Here is a 14,198-nt window from a genome sequence, read left to right as displayed (position 1 = left end):
CAGGGTCCACCAGGGACGTAGATCGTCATGTCGACGGGCGCGAGCCGGCAGGTGAGGCTCGATATCTCGTCGATGAATACCGATGTAGCGCAGCGACACCTATGGATTAAAAGTCCACAGCTCTGCCATTGAGCTAGCGGCCCGCGCGCTCAGGTTACCTGACAGTCAGCGATGCCGGCTCTCGGCTTCCGGCCGGCCGTCGATGCCTCGTCAGAGCACCTCGCCCTTGATCGACTCGCCGTCCGGGAAGTCGGGGTATCCGAGTGGCCGGGACACCCCGGTTTCCGGGAAGTCGAGTCGATCAAGAAGGCCGCGGCGGGACACACGGTGGTTGAGCTGGTCCTGGGCGGGTACGGGGTCGGGCATGCGGATCGTGGTGGTGGGGGCGAGCGGCAACGTCGGTACGGCGGTGCTGCGGCGGCTGCGCCGGGAGCGCGGTGTGGAGCTGGCCGGGGTGGCCCGGCGGCTGCCCGGACCGGATGCCGGTACGCCGTACGACCAGGTCGAATGGCACTCCTGCGACATCGGCGCGCCGGCTGCCCCGGCTCAGTTGGCCGAGATCTTCGCGGGCGCGGACGCGGTGGTCCACCTGGCCTGGCAGATCCAGCCCAGTCACGATCAACGGATCCTGCGGCGGACGAACGTCGACGGCAGCCGGGCGGTGTTCGAGGCGGTGGCGCGGGCCGGGGTGCCGGCGCTGGTGTACGCGTCGTCGGTCGGCACGTACGCGCCCGGCCCGAAGGACCACCCGATCAGCGAGCGGTGGCCGGCCACCGGAGTGTCCGGCTCGTCGTACAGCGAGCACAAGGCCGAGGTCGAGGCGCTGCTGAACGGGTTGGAGCGGGAGCACCCGGCCCTGCGGGTGGTGCGGCTGCGACCCGGTCTGATCTTCCAGAGGGACGCCGGCGTGGAGATCACCCGGTACTTTCTCGGCCCGTTGGCGCCGGTACGACTGCTGCGCTTCGGTCGGATTCCTCTCGTACCCACGAACCGGCGGCTGCGGATGCAGGCGGTGCATGCCGACGATGTGGCTGACGCGTACGCCAGGGCGGTTCTGGGTGATGCGCGCGGCGCTTTCAATGTCGCCGCCGACCCGGTGCTGACGCCGGAGCTGGTGGCTCGGCACTTCCATGGTTGGACGGTGCCGGTCGCGGCGCCGGTGCTGCGGGTGGCGGCGGCGCTGACGTGGCGGGCGCGGCTGCAACCGGTCGACGCGGGCTGGGTGGAGCTGGGGCTGAACGCGCCGCTGATGTCCAGCGAGCGGGCGGAGACCGAGTTGGGCTGGACTCCCAAGATCGACGCGTTGACCGCGCTGAAGGAGCTGTTCGCCGGCATGGCCGGTGGCGAACACACCCCCAGCCCGCCCCTGTCCGCCGCATCCCGGCAGCCCGGCCGCCCCACCGGCCTCCTGGCGGGCCGTCCCCCAGGCCAAGGAAACCCCTACTGAGGTGATCAAGAGGTTCGCGTCACCAGACGGACGAAATCTGACGCAAACCTCTTGATCACCGGGCCAGAAGTTCAGAAGGGGGGTCAGGTGAGCGCGGCGCCCAGGAAGAAGATGCCGGGGTGGCCGGGGGTCTCGAACTTGCCGCTGGGGTTGCGGCGCAGGGTCGAGTTCTCGATCTTCATGGTGCCGGTGCGGTTGTTGCTGACGAAGAAGATCGCGCCGCCGCCCTCGTTGGCCCTGTTGTTCTCGATGATCGTGCCGGCGATGCGGACGGCGAACTCGTTGCCGTCGCAGTAGATCGCGCCGCCGCTGCCACCGCCGGGCGTCCCCGACTTGGCCGGGTTGGCGCCGTTGCCGATGGCCTCGTTGTTCCGCAGCAGGCTGTTCAGCACCGTCCACGACACGCCAATGCTGCTCAGCGCCCCTCCGTTCGAGCAGGAGCCGCCGTCGAAGGTGCTGCTCACGACGTACACCGGCTTGTTCTCGTACTGGCTCAGCACCCGCACGGCCGCGCCGCCCAGGTCCGGGCCGGTACGGTCGCAGCGGTTCCGAACGAAGCGTGAGTTGACGATCTTGAGCCGCCCGCCGCGGACGAAGATCGCGCCCCCGCCGCCACCCTCGGCCCGGTCGCCCGTGGAGTTGCCGTCGGCGAAGGTCAGGTTCTGCACGGTGAGCTGCGGGTGGTCCTGGTTCTGGCAGTGCGAGGTGGTCCAGCCCTGGGCCTCGTCGCAGGTGTTCAGGTAGAGGATGCGGCGCTGTCCCTGGCCGCTCAGCGTGACCTTGCCGCCGCCGTCCAGCACGACCTTCGGCCCGTTGGCGTTGCGGACCTTCGCCGTCGCGGCCATCTTGATCGTCACCGGGGCCGGTCCACAGTCGAACGTGATGACGCCACCGGCGGCGACCGCCTTCACCACGGCCGCGGAGGTGCAGCTCGCCGGGGTGCCGGTGCCGACGGTCCGGGTCGGCTTCGAGGTGTCCACGGCACGGGCCTCGGTGGGCACGCTCGCGTGGCCGTTCGGGTTGCCGGCCGCAAGCACCTTGGCTGCCGAAGTGGTCGGCTTCGGGCTGGCGCTGGCCCCCGGACCGCCGAGGCCGTCGCGTCCCGCCGGCACGACGTCCTGGTCGCCGGTCGCCACGGCCTGCGGCGAGGCGGACGGCGTGGCATTCGGCGTCGGCGCGTCGGACGCGCACGCGGGCAGGGTCGCGGTGGCGACACCGAGGACGAGCAGGGCGGCAAGCGACGTCATGCGCACCCCGTGACTCTAGGAGTCGCGACGCCGCGCCGCCGAATCCGCCGGGCCAGGTTTAACCCCTGGCTAAGGCTCGACCCGCGGTCAGGCGTGGGAGAGGGCGAACGCGGTCAGGAAGCCGGCGACCGTGATGAGACCGACCAGCAGGTGGGCGTTCTCGAACGCCTCCGGGACCATCGTGTCGGTGATCATGGCGAGGATCGCCCCGGCCGCCAACGCCGTGATGGCCGCCAGCACCTCCGGTGGCGCGTCACCCAGCAGCGTGTTGCCGACCAGCGCGGCGAGCCCGCTGATCAGCGCGATCCCGGTCCAGAGCAGGAACACGTACCGGCGGGTCCGGCCGGCCTGGCGCATGCCGGCCGCGCTGGATAGCCCCTCCGGGATGTTGCTGAGGAACACCGCCACGACCGTGACCAGGCTGACCGCGCCGCCGGCCAGCAGGCTCGCGCCGATCACGACCGATTCGGGTACGCCGTCCAGCAGCGCCCCCACGGCGATGGCCGACCCGGAGCCGGGTTGCTCGCCCTCGGAGGGCTGCTGACCGCCCGAGCGCTTGCGGTGTCGCGCGCCGCGCCGGGCGAGGCCCACGTTGGCGAGGGTGTACGCGCAGGTGCCGCCGGCCGCGCCGATCACCGTGGGCAGCATCCCGCCCTGGTCGTGCGCGACCTCGATCAGCTCGTACGAGACGGCGGAGAGCAGCACGCCCGCGCCGAACGCCATGACCGACGCGATGAGCCGCTGGGGCACCCGCGCGAACCAGCCGACCGCTGCTCCGATCAGCAGCGCCGACCCGGCCAGCAGTCCCCATCCGCCCGCCTGCAACCACTCCGGCATTCCCGGGACCGTACCCCGGGTGGTGGGGGCGGCAAACCGTGCTCAGAAGTCGGCGAAGAGGTACGGGACCGCGCGCGGAAAGATGCCACGCAGCTCGGCGGCGGCGTCGACCGGCACCTCGCCCAGCCCTCGCAACGGCAGCTCGGACGGATCCAGCACCCCGTACGCCAGAGCGGAGAGCCCGGCCGCGGTGAGCGTCGCGGTCGGCGCCGGGCCGCGGTCGCCGGCAACGATCTCCAGGTTGCCGGTCGTGCCGTCCAGCAGGTGGGTGCCGGCCAGCCACCGGTCGTCGGTCAGCTCGACGCGGACCCGACCCGGCCCGGCGGGCAGCCCGCGCAGCGCGTCCAGCGACAGGAGCCGGGCCATCGGCGCGGACGCCCCGGGGCGGCCCGCCCGCGCCTCGACGTGCACGTCCAGGTCGGTGAGCCACAGCTCGGGCAGCTCGTCCGGCGGCACCTGGACGCTGACCCGTCCGACCTGGTCGACGTGCCGGGCGAGGAACTGCAGCAGCAGCATCCGGGCGAGCGGGTCGGTGGCGAGCAGTTCGTTGCCGTGCAGCGTGCCGCCGTGTTCGTCGATCCGGTAGGTGACCGCGCCGGTGACCTCGCCGTCCACCCGGGCGGTGAGCAGCCAGTGCTCGTCGCGGTCCCGCAGCCCCACCGCCCGGTAGTCCGGGAAGACCGAGAAGCCGTGCCGGTCCCGCAGGCAGCGCTCGGTGAACGCGCGCCACGCCGGGTAGCCCGCCCCGATCCGCTCCCAGCCCACCTCGCCGGGGAGTTCGGCGCGCAGCAGCGGCCCGAGGTCGGCCGGGGTGAAGGTGACCGTGCGCGGCTTGGGGAGCCCCACATAGCCGAACCGGGCGTAGAAGCTGGGTCGGAACGGGTAGAGCGCGCTGAGCGCGTGCCCCTCGTCGCGCATCTCGTCGAGCAGTTGGTGCAGCAGCGTCCGTACGTGCCCCTGCCGGCGGGCCAGCGGATGGGTGGCCACACTGGCGACGCCGGCCATCGGCAGCACCACCCCGCGCAGGTTCTGCCGCATCGGGATGGCCGAGGCGGCGGCCAGCGTGACGCCGTCCTCCTCGACGGTGAGCGTCGTGTTGCCCTCGTTGTAGGGCAGGTAGTCACGGAACTGCTCGACCCGCGCGGCGCCCAGCGGTGACGAGTCGAACGCGTACGCGGCCAGCGGGAAGCTGGTGGTGAGACGGTCGTCGGCGGTCACCCGGCGGATGGTCATCCGCTCATCTCAACCCGCACGGCCTGCGACAGCAACCGGATTGACCAGATCCGCTCAGCCGACGGGTAGGTGGCGCAGGTGCCGGCGGCGGCGCAGCCGCACACTGGCCACGGTGGCCACGCCCACGACCAGCAGGGCGGTGACGATGAGGCCGTGCAGCACACCCCGGGTCAGGTAACCGTCGTCGGTGTGGTCCACCGCCCAGGTCGCGACCTCCCGGCTCGACCAGAACGGCGTCAACCTCGCCCCCGACTCGGCCGGGTCGATGAGCATCTGCACGGTCACCACCGTGAGCAGCAGCAGCGTGCCCTCCATCTCGCGGGGCAGCAGCGTGCCGATCAGCACCCCGAACGGCGCGGCCACCGCGACGCAACACAGCAGCGCCGCGACCAGGCCGCCGTAGCGCAGGTCCGCGCCGTCGAGCATCGGCAGGAGGAAGAAGGGTACGGAGATGACGAGCCCCACCGCCCACAGGCCGAGCATCCGGCCCAGGTAGAGGTGGTGCGGACGATAGCCGGCCAGTCGAAGCCTCGGCTCCAACTCCCGCGCCGCGGTGGTCGCGAAGAGCGCCGCGGTGCTCACCGCCCAGCAGACGCCGAGCAGCAGCGACCGGACCGACTGACCGAGGTACGCGTCCCGCCGGATCAGGTAGAAGGTCAACGGCATCAACAACAGCAACAGGAGTACGCCCCGACGCCGCAGCAGCTCCCGTAGCGTCATCTCGGCGACGGTGACGAGCCTGTTCACGGGCGGCCTCCTCGAACACCGGGCGCGACCCGCCCGGACTGGTGTGCCGGGGTCAGGTCGAGCACGGTGTCCACCCGGTCGAGTTGGTTCAGGAGGTGGGTCACCACGACGATCGCCGCGCCCCCGTCCCGCAACCGGCTGAGCTGATCCCAGAAGTTGACGTAGGTGCCCTGGTCGAAGCCCTGGTACGGCTCGTCGAGCAACAGGACGTCCGGCTCGCTGAGGGTGGAGATGGTCAGGTTGAGCTTCTGCCGTGTGCCGCCGGAGAGGTGCCGGGCCTGCACGGTGCCGCCCGCCTCCCAGCCGAGCTGTCGGGCCGCCGCCCGGCCGGCGCGGCGGGCCGGTCCACGGGCGATGCCCTGGCCGGCGCCGACCAGCACGAAGTGCTCGTCGGCGAGCAGGAAGTCGGAGGTGCCGCCGGACTGCGGGCAGAAGCCGAGCCGGCCGTTGACGGTCACCTCGCCGGCGTCGGGCGACATCAGCCCGGCGCAGATCCGTAGGAAGGTGCTCTTGCCGCAGCCGTTCGCGCCGACCACCGCCGCGATCTGTCCGGCCCGGACGGTCAGTGAGACGTCCCGCAGCACCGTCTGCCGGCCGTACCGTTTGGTGATGCCCGCCGCGTGCAGCCGGACCGGTCCGGGGCGTGGCCCGGGCGCGGTGCCGATGCTCTCCACGATCGCGCCCGCGTACTGCTGGGGTGGACCGAAGACGACCCAGGGATCACCGCCGGAGTCGCGCAGGTGTGTGGCGGCCTCGGCGACCACGTGCCGGGCGGCGTCCGGCGCGACCCGGCGCTGGTGCAGCTCGGCGGCGAATGTCCGGAGCCAGTCGTTGGCGTTCACCCGGCAACCCCCTTCGTGACGATGTCGTTCACCGGCCGCACGAAGGTGAGCCAGGCGCTGCCGCCCTCGCGCAGCGCCGCCTGCCCGTCGTCGGTGAGCCGGTAGTACTTGCGGGCCGGCCCGGCGGTGCCCTCCCGCCACTGGGCGGTTACCAGACCGGTCTTCTGTAGGCGCAGCAGGACGGGGTAGAGCGTGCCGCCCTGGATCGGCCCGACGCCCGCCGCGTCGAGCGCCTGGGCGAGTTGGTAGCCGTAGGACTCGCGTTCGGCCAACAGGGCCAGGACGCAGATGTCGAGCACCCCCCGCAGCCACTGCCCGCGCCGGTCGGAATCCACAGCCGGGACACTAGTGCCGCAACCTAGATGGCACAACCACCTAGTTGAGGTGACCGGGCCCGATCGGGCGGCCCCCATGGGACCGTCGAGCGGGCCGGATCGGTCAGCGGGTGGTGACGTCCGAGACGACGACCGTGACATTGTCGGGAGCACCGGCGTGGTGGGCCAGCTTCACCAACTGCTCCCCGCACTGCTGGCGGTCGGAGTACATGCCCAGCGCCGCCGCGATGGCGTCGTCCTCGACGTAGTCGGAGAGCCCGTCGCTGCACAGCAGCAGCCGGTCACCCTGCGCCACGGTGAGCACACCGACGGCCGGCGGCGTGTCCGCGCCCTGCACGGCCCGGGTCACCAGGGAGCGCTGCGGGTGGTGCCGGGCCTGGTCGGGGGAGAGGGTGCCCTGGTCGACGAGCGCCTGCACGAACGTGTCGTCCCGGGTGAGCTGGGTCAGCTCCCCGTCGCGCAGCAGATAGCAGCGGGAGTCACCGACCTGGGCCAGCACCAGCGTCTCGCCGGCCAGCAGCGCGGTGGTCAGCGTGGTGCCCATCCCCTCGCGCGCCGGGTCCACGGTGATCGCGGCGTGGATGCGCTGGTTGGCGGTGCTGACCACGGCACGCAGGGCGTCCGCGGCCGCGTCCGGTTCGGTGGGTGGGGTCAACTCGTCCAGGATCCGGATCACGATCTCGCTCGCCACCTCGCCCGCGGGCAGGCCACCCATGCCGTCGGCGACGGCGATCAGGCGGTCACCGGCGAGGGCCGAGTCCTCGTTGTTGGTGCGGACCAGGCCGATGTCGTTGAGGATGGCCGAGCGGAGGATCAGCGTCATGGTGCCAGCTTGCCAAGAACACCCCGCCTTCGTCTCTACGCACTACTGCGTAGGGTTGAGAAATGATGCCGGTGTCCATGGTCGGACGCGCCGGCGAGCTCGCCGAGCTCGACCGGGCGTGGTCGTCCGTGGCCGCCGCCGAGCGTCGCGCGCCGACCGTCGCGGTGCTCACCGGCGCGGCCGGCGTGGGCAAGAGTCTGCTGGTCGCCGCCGCCGTGGATGCCCTCACGCCGCGTCCGTCCGTGGTGCTCTCGGGGGCCGCCCGGGTGTACGGTCCGGCCCCGTACGACTGGTTGGCGTCGGTGCTCACCGGCCGCGACACCGGCTCGCTCGCCCTGCCGCCGGACGCGCTGGCGTGGCTCGCCCAGCAGCCCACCGCACCGCGCGAACGGTACGCGCCGGGCACCCTGCTGCGCCTCGCCGTCCGTACCGTCCAGTTGCTGGTCGGCCCCGGCCCGGCGGTGCTGGTCGTGGACGATCTGCACGCGCTCGACCCGGCCAGCGTCAACCTGGTCGGTGAGCTGGCCACCGTGGCCGAGCTGCCGGCGCTGCTGATCGTCGCCAGCCGGCCGGCCGCCGACGCGGTGGCCCCGGACCTCACCCGCCGCGCGTTGGCCCGCCTCTGCGGGGTACGCGGCGTCGTCCGCCAGCATCTGGGTCCGCTGCGCCCGGCCGAGGTCGCCGAGGTGTTGACCCAGGTGTACGAGGGTGCGCCGCCGTCCGACCGGCTGGTCACCTCGGTCTGGCGACACACCGGCGGCAATCCGTACGCGTTGACCGAGCTGCTGGCCGCGTACGCCGGGGAGGGGCCGGACGCGTTGCTGCGACGGTTACCCGGGCCGCGTACGCCGCTCGGCCCGGTCGAGGCGGTCGACGTGGAGTTGACCGCCCGGGAGGTCGAGGTACTGGGCTGCCTGGTCAGCGGTATGTCGAACAAGCAGGTCGCGAAGGCGCTCGGCATCTCGGTGCGGACGGTCACCGTGCACGTGTCGAACCTGCTGCGCAAGACCGGGTCGGCGTCGCGGACCGAGGTAGCGCTCTGGGCGGTACGCCGACGGCTGCCGGTCCCCGCCCCGGTGGACTGAGCCGGGTTCAGTTGCGGGGGTAGCGGAGCAGCAGGCTCGCGGCGACCTCCTCGTCGCCCACCGCCGCGTACGTGTGCGGCACGTCGGAGACCCAGCGGAGGTGACCGCCGGCCGGGGCGGTCAGTGGCGCGTCGGCCGGGCCGGCCCGCAGCACTCCGCCGAAGACGGTGATGTGTTCGGTGACGCCCGGCTGGTGGGCGGGGGACGTCTGCACGACGCCCGGTGCGACGCGCATCCGGTACAGCTCGTAGGTCGCGTCGGTGTCGGTGAACACTTCCAGCAGGGTGGCGGTGACGGCGGCGCCGTGCACGACGGGCCCGGGGGTCGGGTCGGCCAGCAGGGCGGTGAACGGTACGCCGAGCTGCGCGGTGACCGCCCAGAGCGTCTCCAGGGTCGGGTTGCGGGTGCCGTGTTCCAGTCCGGAGAGGGTCGCCTTCCCGATGCCGGCGAGCCGGGCCAGTGTGGACAGCGAGATGCCCCGCTCCTCGCGCAGGGCGCGGACGCGCCGACCGACGACGACGGGGTCCACGTCGAGGCCGGGACGGCCCGCTGGTGGTGGCTGCGGCATCCGACTATGGTGCTACACACTGCCGTTCCGTAAACGGAACGCTCCGGGGGTGGTGACATGGGTGGACGCGCGCAACCGGTGCTGGCCGGCGTGGTGACCGCGCTGGTCGGCTTCGCCAGCTCCTTCACCGTCGTGCTGGCCGGGCTCCGGGCGGTCGGCGCGTCGGACGCGCAGGCCGCCTCCGGCCTGCTCGCCCTCTGCGTGGCGTGCGGGCTCGCCGCCGTGTGGCTGGGTTGGCGGCACCGCATCCCGATGAGCGTCGCCTGGTCGACGCCGGGCGCGGCGCTGCTGGTGGCGACCGGGCCGCCGCCCGGAGGTTGGCCGGTCGCGGTGGGCGCGTTCCTCGTCTCCGGGCTGCTGATCGTCGCGGCCGGTCTCTTCCCGCCGCTGAGCCGGGCGGTGGCCGCCATCCCCAAGCCGGTGGCCGGCGCGATGCTCGCCGGAGTGCTGCTGCCCCTGTGCACCGCACCGGTCCGGGCGCTCGTCGAGCTGCCCCGGGTGGCCGGTCCGGTGGTGGTCGGCTGGCTGCTGCTGCACCGGTTCGCCCGCCGCTGGGCGGTGCCCGGGGCGCTGCTGGTGGCGGTGGTGGCGCTCGCGCTGACCGCGCCCCCGGCCGGGCTGAGCGGCACCGCGCTGATCCCGTCGGTCACCGTGACCGTGCCGGCCTGGAACGTGTCCGCGCTGGTCGGCTTGGCCCTTCCGCTGTTCCTGGTCACGATGGCGGCGCAGAACGTACCGGGCATGGCGGTGCTGGTCGGCTACGGCTACCGTCCGCCGTTCGGCGCGGCCCTGCGCGCCACCGGGCTCGCCAGCCTGCTGGCCGCCCCCGCCGGCGGACACGCCGTGAACCTCGCGGCGATCACCGCCGCGCTGGCCGCCGGCCCCGACGCGCATCCCGACCGGGAGCGTCGGTGGGTCGCCTCGGTCACCGCCGGCGTCGGGCTCGCCCTGCTCGGGCTGGGCGCGGGCGTCGCCACGGCCCTGGTGGCGGTCGCGCCGCCGATCCTCATCGAGGCCGTCGCGGGGCTGGCCCTGCTGGGCGCGCTCGCCACCGCGCTCGCGGCGGCGGTGACCGACCCCGAGGGCCGGGAAGCCGCTGTGGTCACCTTCGTGGTGACCGCGTCCGGGGTGACGCTGGTCGGCGTGGGAGGCGCGTTCTGGGGGCTGATCGCCGGCTGCCTGATGCTGCTGCTCTTCCGTCGCCCGGCCGCGCCCGTCCCGCCCGCGCCCGTCCCGCCCTCGTCGGAGAGTTCGACCGAGCCAGCACGACGGCTCCCGGCCTGATCCACTCGGGCTTCTGGAAGGCGGGGTGTCCGGGGTGCGGTGATGCCGCTGTTTGCGGGAAGCCGAGTCGATCAGGGCGACCGGGTTACTCCTCGCGGGGGAGGTCGGCCATGCCCACGGCGAGGAGGACCCGGCCGTCGGCCACCGAGCCGATCCGGTCGGCCGGGACGTACACGGCTCCGTCGGCCGACTCGGTGGAGACCTTCAGGTAGCCGGTGTGCAGCAGACGTGCCGCCAGGTCGGCCGGCACGTCCGGCTCCTCGACCGCGGTCGCCTCGATCAGCTCGTCCAGGCTGCTGCCCGGGTCGGCGGTCGGTGTCTGCACGGTCACCGCGTTCGGGTCGCCCCGCTGGACGAGGTCCACGGTGCCGACCTCGGTGCCGGCCACGTCGATCACCGGCATCCCGGTGGTGATCCGCGAGATGGTCGCTTGCTGCGCGTCCTGCTGGTCCATCTCTCAGCGGTTCCCGAGGCGGCCCGCCGCTAAACGCCGCCTCCGGAGCCGCGCGCTCAGCCGTTCGGGAGGGTCCAGCCGCCCGGTGGGCGGGGAGACAGCTCCCGCCAGGTGTCCGTGCCGTCGAGCAGCGCCCGGACCGTCTCCTCGGCCTCGTCGGCGCTGCCGTACTCGTAGAACCGGGAAATGCCCTCGGCGCCGCCGGCCCGCTGCTCGACGTGCCACCGGTCGGCGTCCACCCGGAGGAAGACGTCCCGCCGGGCCAGCCGCCCCCACTTCCCGTTCCACCAGTGCTTGCGCTGCTCCATGGCCGGACTCTATCGAACACACGTACGAGAAGATGCGGCCCCTGCGGGAATCCCGCAGGGGCCGATGTGCATCCGTGTGGGTCAGCGCTGCGTCGGCGGTTCGGTCCGGCGGCCCAGCACGTCGTCAAGCGCCCCGCGCTGCTGGCCCGGGGTCGTGTGACCGGCGGAGACCAGGGCGTCCCGGATCTCGGTGAGCAGCTTGACCTCCTCGCTGGGGGCCGCGGGCGGCGGCTCCTCGCCCCGCTGCCGCCGCTCGGCCAGCTTGTTCATCGGGAACACCACGAAGAAGTAGAGCACCGCCGCGGTGAGCAGGAACGTGATCACGGCGTTGATGAATGCCGCCCAGTCCACGTAGTTGCCCTCAGTGAGCTTCCATTTCCCGGCGCTGAGGGCGGTGCCTCCGCCGATCGCCTTGATCAGCGGTTCGAGGAACGACTTGGTGAGCTGGGTGACCACGCCGGTGAACGCGGCGCCGATCACGATGCCGACCGCCAGGTCGACGACGTTGCCGCGCATGATGAAATCTTTGAAGCCCTTGAGCATCCGTACTCCCGAGGTGTCCGGTTTTCCGTCGCGGACAACCTATGCCCCGTCGGCCGGCTCCAGAAAAGCACCGGCCTCGATCGCCGCCCGGCCCGCGTCGCCGGCGCGGATCGCCTCGACCAGCCGGGTGTGGTCGACGTAGCGCTCGGGCGCGAGCGCGCCCCCCATCGCCTGGGCGACGGTGCTGCGCAGGGCGGCGCCGAAGGAGGCGTACAGCTCGGCGAGCATCGCGTTGTGCGCGGCGGCGACCACCGCGACGTGCAGCGCCGCGTCGGCCTCCACGAACGCGTCGACCCGGCCGCCGCGCCAGGCCGCCTCGCGGTCGGCGAGCGCGCCGTCGAGCGCCGCCAGGTCCTGCGGGGTACGCCTCAGCGCGGCGAGTCGGGCCGCCTCCACCTCGAAGGCACGGCGTACCTCGATGACCTCGGTCATCCGGTCGTCGCCCAGTCGACGGGCCACCACCGGGGCCAGCTCGTCGGTGGACACCACGTAGGTGCCGGAGCCCTGCCGGCACTCCAGCACCCCGGCGTGCACGAGGGCGCGGACGGCCTCGCGGATCGTGTTGCGCCCGACGCCCAGCGCGGCGACCAACTGTGGCTCGGTGGGGATGCGGCCGCCCACCGGCCACTCGCCGCCGAGGATCCGGGCCCGGAGTTGCTCGATGGTCTGGCGGACGCGGTGCCCCCGGGGAGGCGCGGCTGGCTGCGCGGCGGGGGAATCGACCGACGGTGGCACTGGTTACATCACCGGCCTGAAATTCATCCCATGATTGTAGGTTAGAGGTCATGACCCCGCCAGCCGCCGCCGCTCCGGCCCCGCCCGCACCCGTCCTCGCCGTCGACACCCGCCCGGCGGACGGCACCACGGCCCGGCGGACGCACCCGGTGACCGGTGGCGCGCTGGTGCTGGTCGGGATGCTGCTGGTCGCGCTGAACCTGCGCATGGCGGTCACCAGCCTCGGCGCCCTGCTCGACGAGATCCGCGCCGGGTTGGGGCTCTCCGGCGTCATGGCCGGACTGGTCACCACCCTGCCGACCATCGCGTTCGCCGGCCTCGGCGCGCTCACCCCGTGGCTGGTCCGCCGGGTCGCCCCGGCCCGGGTACTGGTGGTCGCCATGATCGTCCTGGCCGTCGGCCAGGTGCTCCGGGCCGCCACCGACTCGGCCTGGATCTTCGTGCTCACCAGCGCGTTGGCACTGGCCGGCATCGCGGTCGCCAACATCCTGCTGCCCATGCTCGTCAAGCAGCACTTCGGCCACCGGACCGGCCTCGTCACCGGGGCGTACACCATGGCGTTGACCCTGGGCACGACGGTGGCCGCGGCCTCCGCCGTGCCGATCGCGCACGCCTTCGGGTCCTGGCGGGCCGGGCTGGGCGTCTGGGCCGGGCTGGCCGCGGTGGCCGTACTCCCGTGGGTGCCGCTGGCGCTGCGGACCCGCCGGGGCGCGCGGCGCGCGACCCCGACGGCGGCCGTCGCCGCGCGGGTCCGGCCGGCGCGGACCCGGCTGGGTTGGGCCATGGCGATCTACTTCGGGGCGCAGTCACTCAGCGGCTACGCCATCATGGGTTGGCTGGCCCAACTGTTCCGCGACGCCGGCTACCGGCCCGAGTCGGCCGGGCTGCTGCTCGCCGGGGTGACCGCGCTCGGCGTGCCGATCGCGCTGCTGATGCCCACCCTCGCCGGCCGGCTCGCCACCCTGCGCCCGCTGGTGTTCGGCCTGACCGGCGCGTCGGCGCTGGCCTACCTGGGGCTGGCGCTGGCACCGCACGGCGCCGCGCTGCTCTGGGTGACCCTGCTGGCGCTCGGCCAGGGCGCGTTCCCGCTGATCCTCACGACGATCGGTCTGCGCGCGCGGACCGCCGACGGGACCGTCGCGCTCTCCGCCTTCGCGCAGAGCACCGGGTACGTGATCGCCGCCCTCGGCCCGCTGTCGGTCGGCATCCTCTACGAGATCACCGGCGGCTGGACGGCGCCGATCGGATTCCTGCTGGCCGCGCTCGCCGTGCAGACGGCGGCGGGCATGGCGATCGCCCGTCCCCGCTACGTCGAGGACGAGTAGGTCGAAACAGCGGTCAGGAGGACGCCGGCGTCGGTTCGCCGGCGACGGCCTCGTCCACCGTCGGGTAGGTGTGCAGCACCTCGACGAGCCCGCTCACCTCGAGGATGCGCAGCACGCCACGCTGCGGAGCGGCCAGCCGCACCACACCGCCGGCCTCGTCACAGCTGTTCTTGGCGCGAACGAACACCGACAGACCGGTCGAGTCGCAGAACGAGACGTCCGCCAGGTCGAACACCAGCCGGTTGCGGCCCTTGTCGAGCAGGTCGGTGATCTGGTCCTGCAACTGCGGTGCGGTTGCCATGTCCAGCTCGCCCGCGACCGACACGACGACCACGTCGCCGCGTTGTTCCGTGTGCACCGTCAGGGACATTCGCCAGACCTCCTG

18 protein-coding genes are annotated in these 14,198 nt (G+C 73.0%); 4 read left to right on the top strand and 14 right to left on the bottom strand.

Annotation, left to right across the window (positions count from 1 at the left end):
• Positions 1 to 210 precede the first annotated feature (210 nt).
• Complete coding sequence (locus AB0J36_RS09650) at positions 211 to 366, bottom strand: hypothetical protein (protein WP_357171630.1); 156 nt, start codon at positions 364 to 366, stop codon at positions 211 to 213.
• Here AB0J36_RS09650 and AB0J36_RS09645 point away from each other — a divergent pair.
• The gene (locus tag AB0J36_RS09645) at positions 365 to 1,447 is read left to right on the top strand and encodes an NAD-dependent epimerase/dehydratase family protein (RefSeq protein WP_363660391.1); all 1,083 of its coding nucleotides are present in this window, start codon (positions 365 to 367) and stop codon (positions 1,445 to 1,447) included. The two genes, AB0J36_RS09650 and AB0J36_RS09645, sit on opposite strands and share 2 nt — an antisense overlap.
• A gap of 83 nt (positions 1,448 to 1,530) precedes the next feature.
• Here AB0J36_RS09645 and AB0J36_RS09640 read toward each other — a convergent pair whose 3' ends face one another.
• The 7 genes from AB0J36_RS09640 to AB0J36_RS09610 all read right to left on the bottom strand — a co-directional run bounded on the left by AB0J36_RS09640 (position 1,531) and on the right by AB0J36_RS09610 (position 7,511).
• A complete protein-coding gene (locus tag AB0J36_RS09640; RefSeq protein WP_363660418.1) occupies positions 1,531 to 2,694 on the bottom strand; it encodes a hypothetical protein in 1,164 nt (387 codons plus the stop codon).
• Between the two features lie 87 nt (positions 2,695 to 2,781).
• Positions 2,782 to 3,531 carry a ZIP family zinc transporter gene (locus tag AB0J36_RS09635; protein ID WP_363660390.1) on the bottom strand — a complete coding sequence of 250 codons (750 nt, stop codon included), beginning with the start codon at positions 3,529 to 3,531 and terminating at the stop codon, positions 2,782 to 2,784.
• 42 nt (positions 3,532 to 3,573) lie between these two features.
• Entirely contained in the window at positions 3,574 to 4,764 is a 1,191-nt protein-coding gene (locus AB0J36_RS09630) for a GNAT family N-acetyltransferase (RefSeq protein WP_363660389.1), read from the bottom strand.
• Positions 4,765 to 4,818: 54 nt separating this feature from the next.
• Positions 4,819 to 5,511, bottom strand: a complete 693-nt coding sequence (locus AB0J36_RS09625; RefSeq protein WP_363660388.1) for an ABC transporter permease — start codon at positions 5,509 to 5,511, stop codon at positions 4,819 to 4,821.
• Complete coding sequence (locus AB0J36_RS09620) at positions 5,508 to 6,353, bottom strand: ATP-binding cassette domain-containing protein (protein WP_357392499.1); 846 nt, start codon at positions 6,351 to 6,353, stop codon at positions 5,508 to 5,510. The genes AB0J36_RS09625 and AB0J36_RS09620 overlap by 4 nt, the downstream gene beginning before the upstream one ends.
• On the bottom strand, positions 6,350 to 6,688 hold the full coding sequence (locus AB0J36_RS09615) for a PadR family transcriptional regulator (RefSeq protein WP_357133795.1): 339 nt from the start codon (positions 6,686 to 6,688) through the stop codon (positions 6,350 to 6,352). Before AB0J36_RS09615 ends, AB0J36_RS09620 begins: the two co-directional genes overlap by 4 nt.
• A 103-nt stretch (positions 6,689 to 6,791) precedes the next feature.
• Positions 6,792 to 7,511 carry a protein phosphatase 2C domain-containing protein gene (locus AB0J36_RS09610; RefSeq protein ID WP_357133793.1) on the bottom strand — a complete coding sequence of 240 codons (720 nt, stop codon included), beginning with the start codon at positions 7,509 to 7,511 and terminating at the stop codon, positions 6,792 to 6,794.
• Positions 7,512 to 7,573: 62 nt separating this feature from the next.
• Here AB0J36_RS09610 and AB0J36_RS09605 point away from each other — a divergent pair, with 62 nt between their 5' ends.
• A complete protein-coding gene (locus AB0J36_RS09605; RefSeq protein WP_357171621.1) occupies positions 7,574 to 8,596 on the top strand; it encodes an AAA family ATPase in 1,023 nt (340 codons plus the stop codon).
• 7 nt (positions 8,597 to 8,603) lie between these two features.
• Here the strand turns inward: AB0J36_RS09605 and AB0J36_RS09600 are convergent, their stop codons facing one another.
• Complete coding sequence (locus tag AB0J36_RS09600; protein WP_357133789.1) at positions 8,604 to 9,164, bottom strand: XRE family transcriptional regulator; 561 nt, start codon at positions 9,162 to 9,164, stop codon at positions 8,604 to 8,606.
• 57 nt (positions 9,165 to 9,221) lie between these two features.
• Here AB0J36_RS09600 and AB0J36_RS09595 point away from each other — a divergent pair, with 57 nt between their 5' ends.
• Positions 9,222 to 10,448: a benzoate/H(+) symporter BenE family transporter gene (locus AB0J36_RS09595; RefSeq protein WP_357171620.1), complete on the top strand. Its 1,227-nt coding sequence runs from the start codon at positions 9,222 to 9,224 to the stop codon at positions 10,446 to 10,448.
• An 85-nt stretch (positions 10,449 to 10,533) separates the two neighbouring features.
• Here AB0J36_RS09595 and AB0J36_RS09590 read toward each other — a convergent pair whose 3' ends face one another.
• The 4 genes from AB0J36_RS09590 to AB0J36_RS09575 form a co-directional block, all read right to left on the bottom strand.
• On the bottom strand, positions 10,534 to 10,902 hold the full coding sequence (locus tag AB0J36_RS09590; RefSeq protein WP_357133785.1) for a hypothetical protein: 369 nt from the start codon (positions 10,900 to 10,902) through the stop codon (positions 10,534 to 10,536).
• A gap of 56 nt (positions 10,903 to 10,958) precedes the next feature.
• Complete coding sequence (locus AB0J36_RS09585) at positions 10,959 to 11,210, bottom strand: hypothetical protein (RefSeq protein ID WP_355048337.1); 252 nt, start codon at positions 11,208 to 11,210, stop codon at positions 10,959 to 10,961.
• Between the two features lie 81 nt (positions 11,211 to 11,291).
• Positions 11,292 to 11,753, bottom strand: coding sequence for a large conductance mechanosensitive channel protein MscL (gene mscL / locus AB0J36_RS09580; RefSeq protein WP_357171618.1), 462 nt, complete (start codon positions 11,751 to 11,753; stop codon positions 11,292 to 11,294).
• A 39-nt stretch (positions 11,754 to 11,792) separates the two neighbouring features.
• Positions 11,793 to 12,488, bottom strand: coding sequence for an FCD domain-containing protein (locus AB0J36_RS09575; protein WP_357171616.1), 696 nt, complete (start codon positions 12,486 to 12,488; stop codon positions 11,793 to 11,795).
• A 179-nt stretch (positions 12,489 to 12,667) separates the two neighbouring features.
• On the opposite strand from AB0J36_RS09575, the gene AB0J36_RS09570 reads away from it, so the two are divergent.
• Positions 12,668 to 13,813 (top strand): MFS transporter, encoded by a 1,146-nt coding sequence (locus AB0J36_RS09570; protein WP_355048772.1) that lies wholly within the window; start codon positions 12,668 to 12,670, stop codon positions 13,811 to 13,813.
• Between the two features lie 13 nt (positions 13,814 to 13,826).
• On the opposite strand, the gene AB0J36_RS09565 is transcribed toward AB0J36_RS09570, so the two are convergent.
• On the bottom strand, positions 13,827 to 14,183 hold the full coding sequence (locus tag AB0J36_RS09565; protein WP_007454464.1) for an STAS domain-containing protein: 357 nt from the start codon (positions 14,181 to 14,183) through the stop codon (positions 13,827 to 13,829).
• Positions 14,184 to 14,198: the final 15 nt, after the last annotated feature.

Source organism: Micromonospora sp. NPDC049662 (genome assembly GCF_040675055.1).
Lineage (GTDB): Bacteria > Actinomycetota > Actinomycetes > Mycobacteriales > Micromonosporaceae > Micromonospora.
Note: the sequence above shows the minus strand (reverse complement) of the source record. Positions and strands in the feature narration are given on the sequence as shown.

Coding starts and splice junctions, on each gene's coding strand:
- AB0J36_RS09645 (WP_363660391.1), top strand. CDS start 365: ATGCGGATCGTGGTGGTGGGGGCGAGCGGCAACGTCGGTACGGCGGTG.
- AB0J36_RS09650 (WP_357171630.1), bottom strand. CDS start 366: ATGCCCGACCCCGTACCCGCCCAGGACCAGCTCAACCACCGTGTGTCC.
- AB0J36_RS09640 (WP_363660418.1), bottom strand. CDS start 2,694: ATGACGTCGCTTGCCGCCCTGCTCGTCCTCGGTGTCGCCACCGCGACC.
- AB0J36_RS09635 (WP_363660390.1), bottom strand. CDS start 3,531: ATGCCGGAGTGGTTGCAGGCGGGCGGATGGGGACTGCTGGCCGGGTCG.
- AB0J36_RS09630 (WP_363660389.1), bottom strand. CDS start 4,764: ATGACCATCCGCCGGGTGACCGCCGACGACCGTCTCACCACCAGCTTC.
- AB0J36_RS09610 (WP_357133793.1), bottom strand. CDS start 7,511: ATGACGCTGATCCTCCGCTCGGCCATCCTCAACGACATCGGCCTGGTC.
- AB0J36_RS09605 (WP_357171621.1), top strand. CDS start 7,574: ATGATGCCGGTGTCCATGGTCGGACGCGCCGGCGAGCTCGCCGAGCTC.
- AB0J36_RS09600 (WP_357133789.1), bottom strand. CDS start 9,164: ATGCCGCAGCCACCACCAGCGGGCCGTCCCGGCCTCGACGTGGACCCC.
- AB0J36_RS09595 (WP_357171620.1), top strand. CDS start 9,222: ATGGGTGGACGCGCGCAACCGGTGCTGGCCGGCGTGGTGACCGCGCTG.
- AB0J36_RS09590 (WP_357133785.1), bottom strand. CDS start 10,902: ATGGACCAGCAGGACGCGCAGCAAGCGACCATCTCGCGGATCACCACC.
- AB0J36_RS09585 (WP_355048337.1), bottom strand. CDS start 11,210: ATGGAGCAGCGCAAGCACTGGTGGAACGGGAAGTGGGGGCGGCTGGCC.
- mscL (WP_357171618.1), bottom strand. CDS start 11,753: ATGCTCAAGGGCTTCAAAGATTTCATCATGCGCGGCAACGTCGTCGAC.
- AB0J36_RS09570 (WP_355048772.1), top strand. CDS start 12,668: ATGCTGCTGGTCGCGCTGAACCTGCGCATGGCGGTCACCAGCCTCGGC.
- AB0J36_RS09565 (WP_007454464.1), bottom strand. CDS start 14,183: ATGTCCCTGACGGTGCACACGGAACAACGCGGCGACGTGGTCGTCGTG.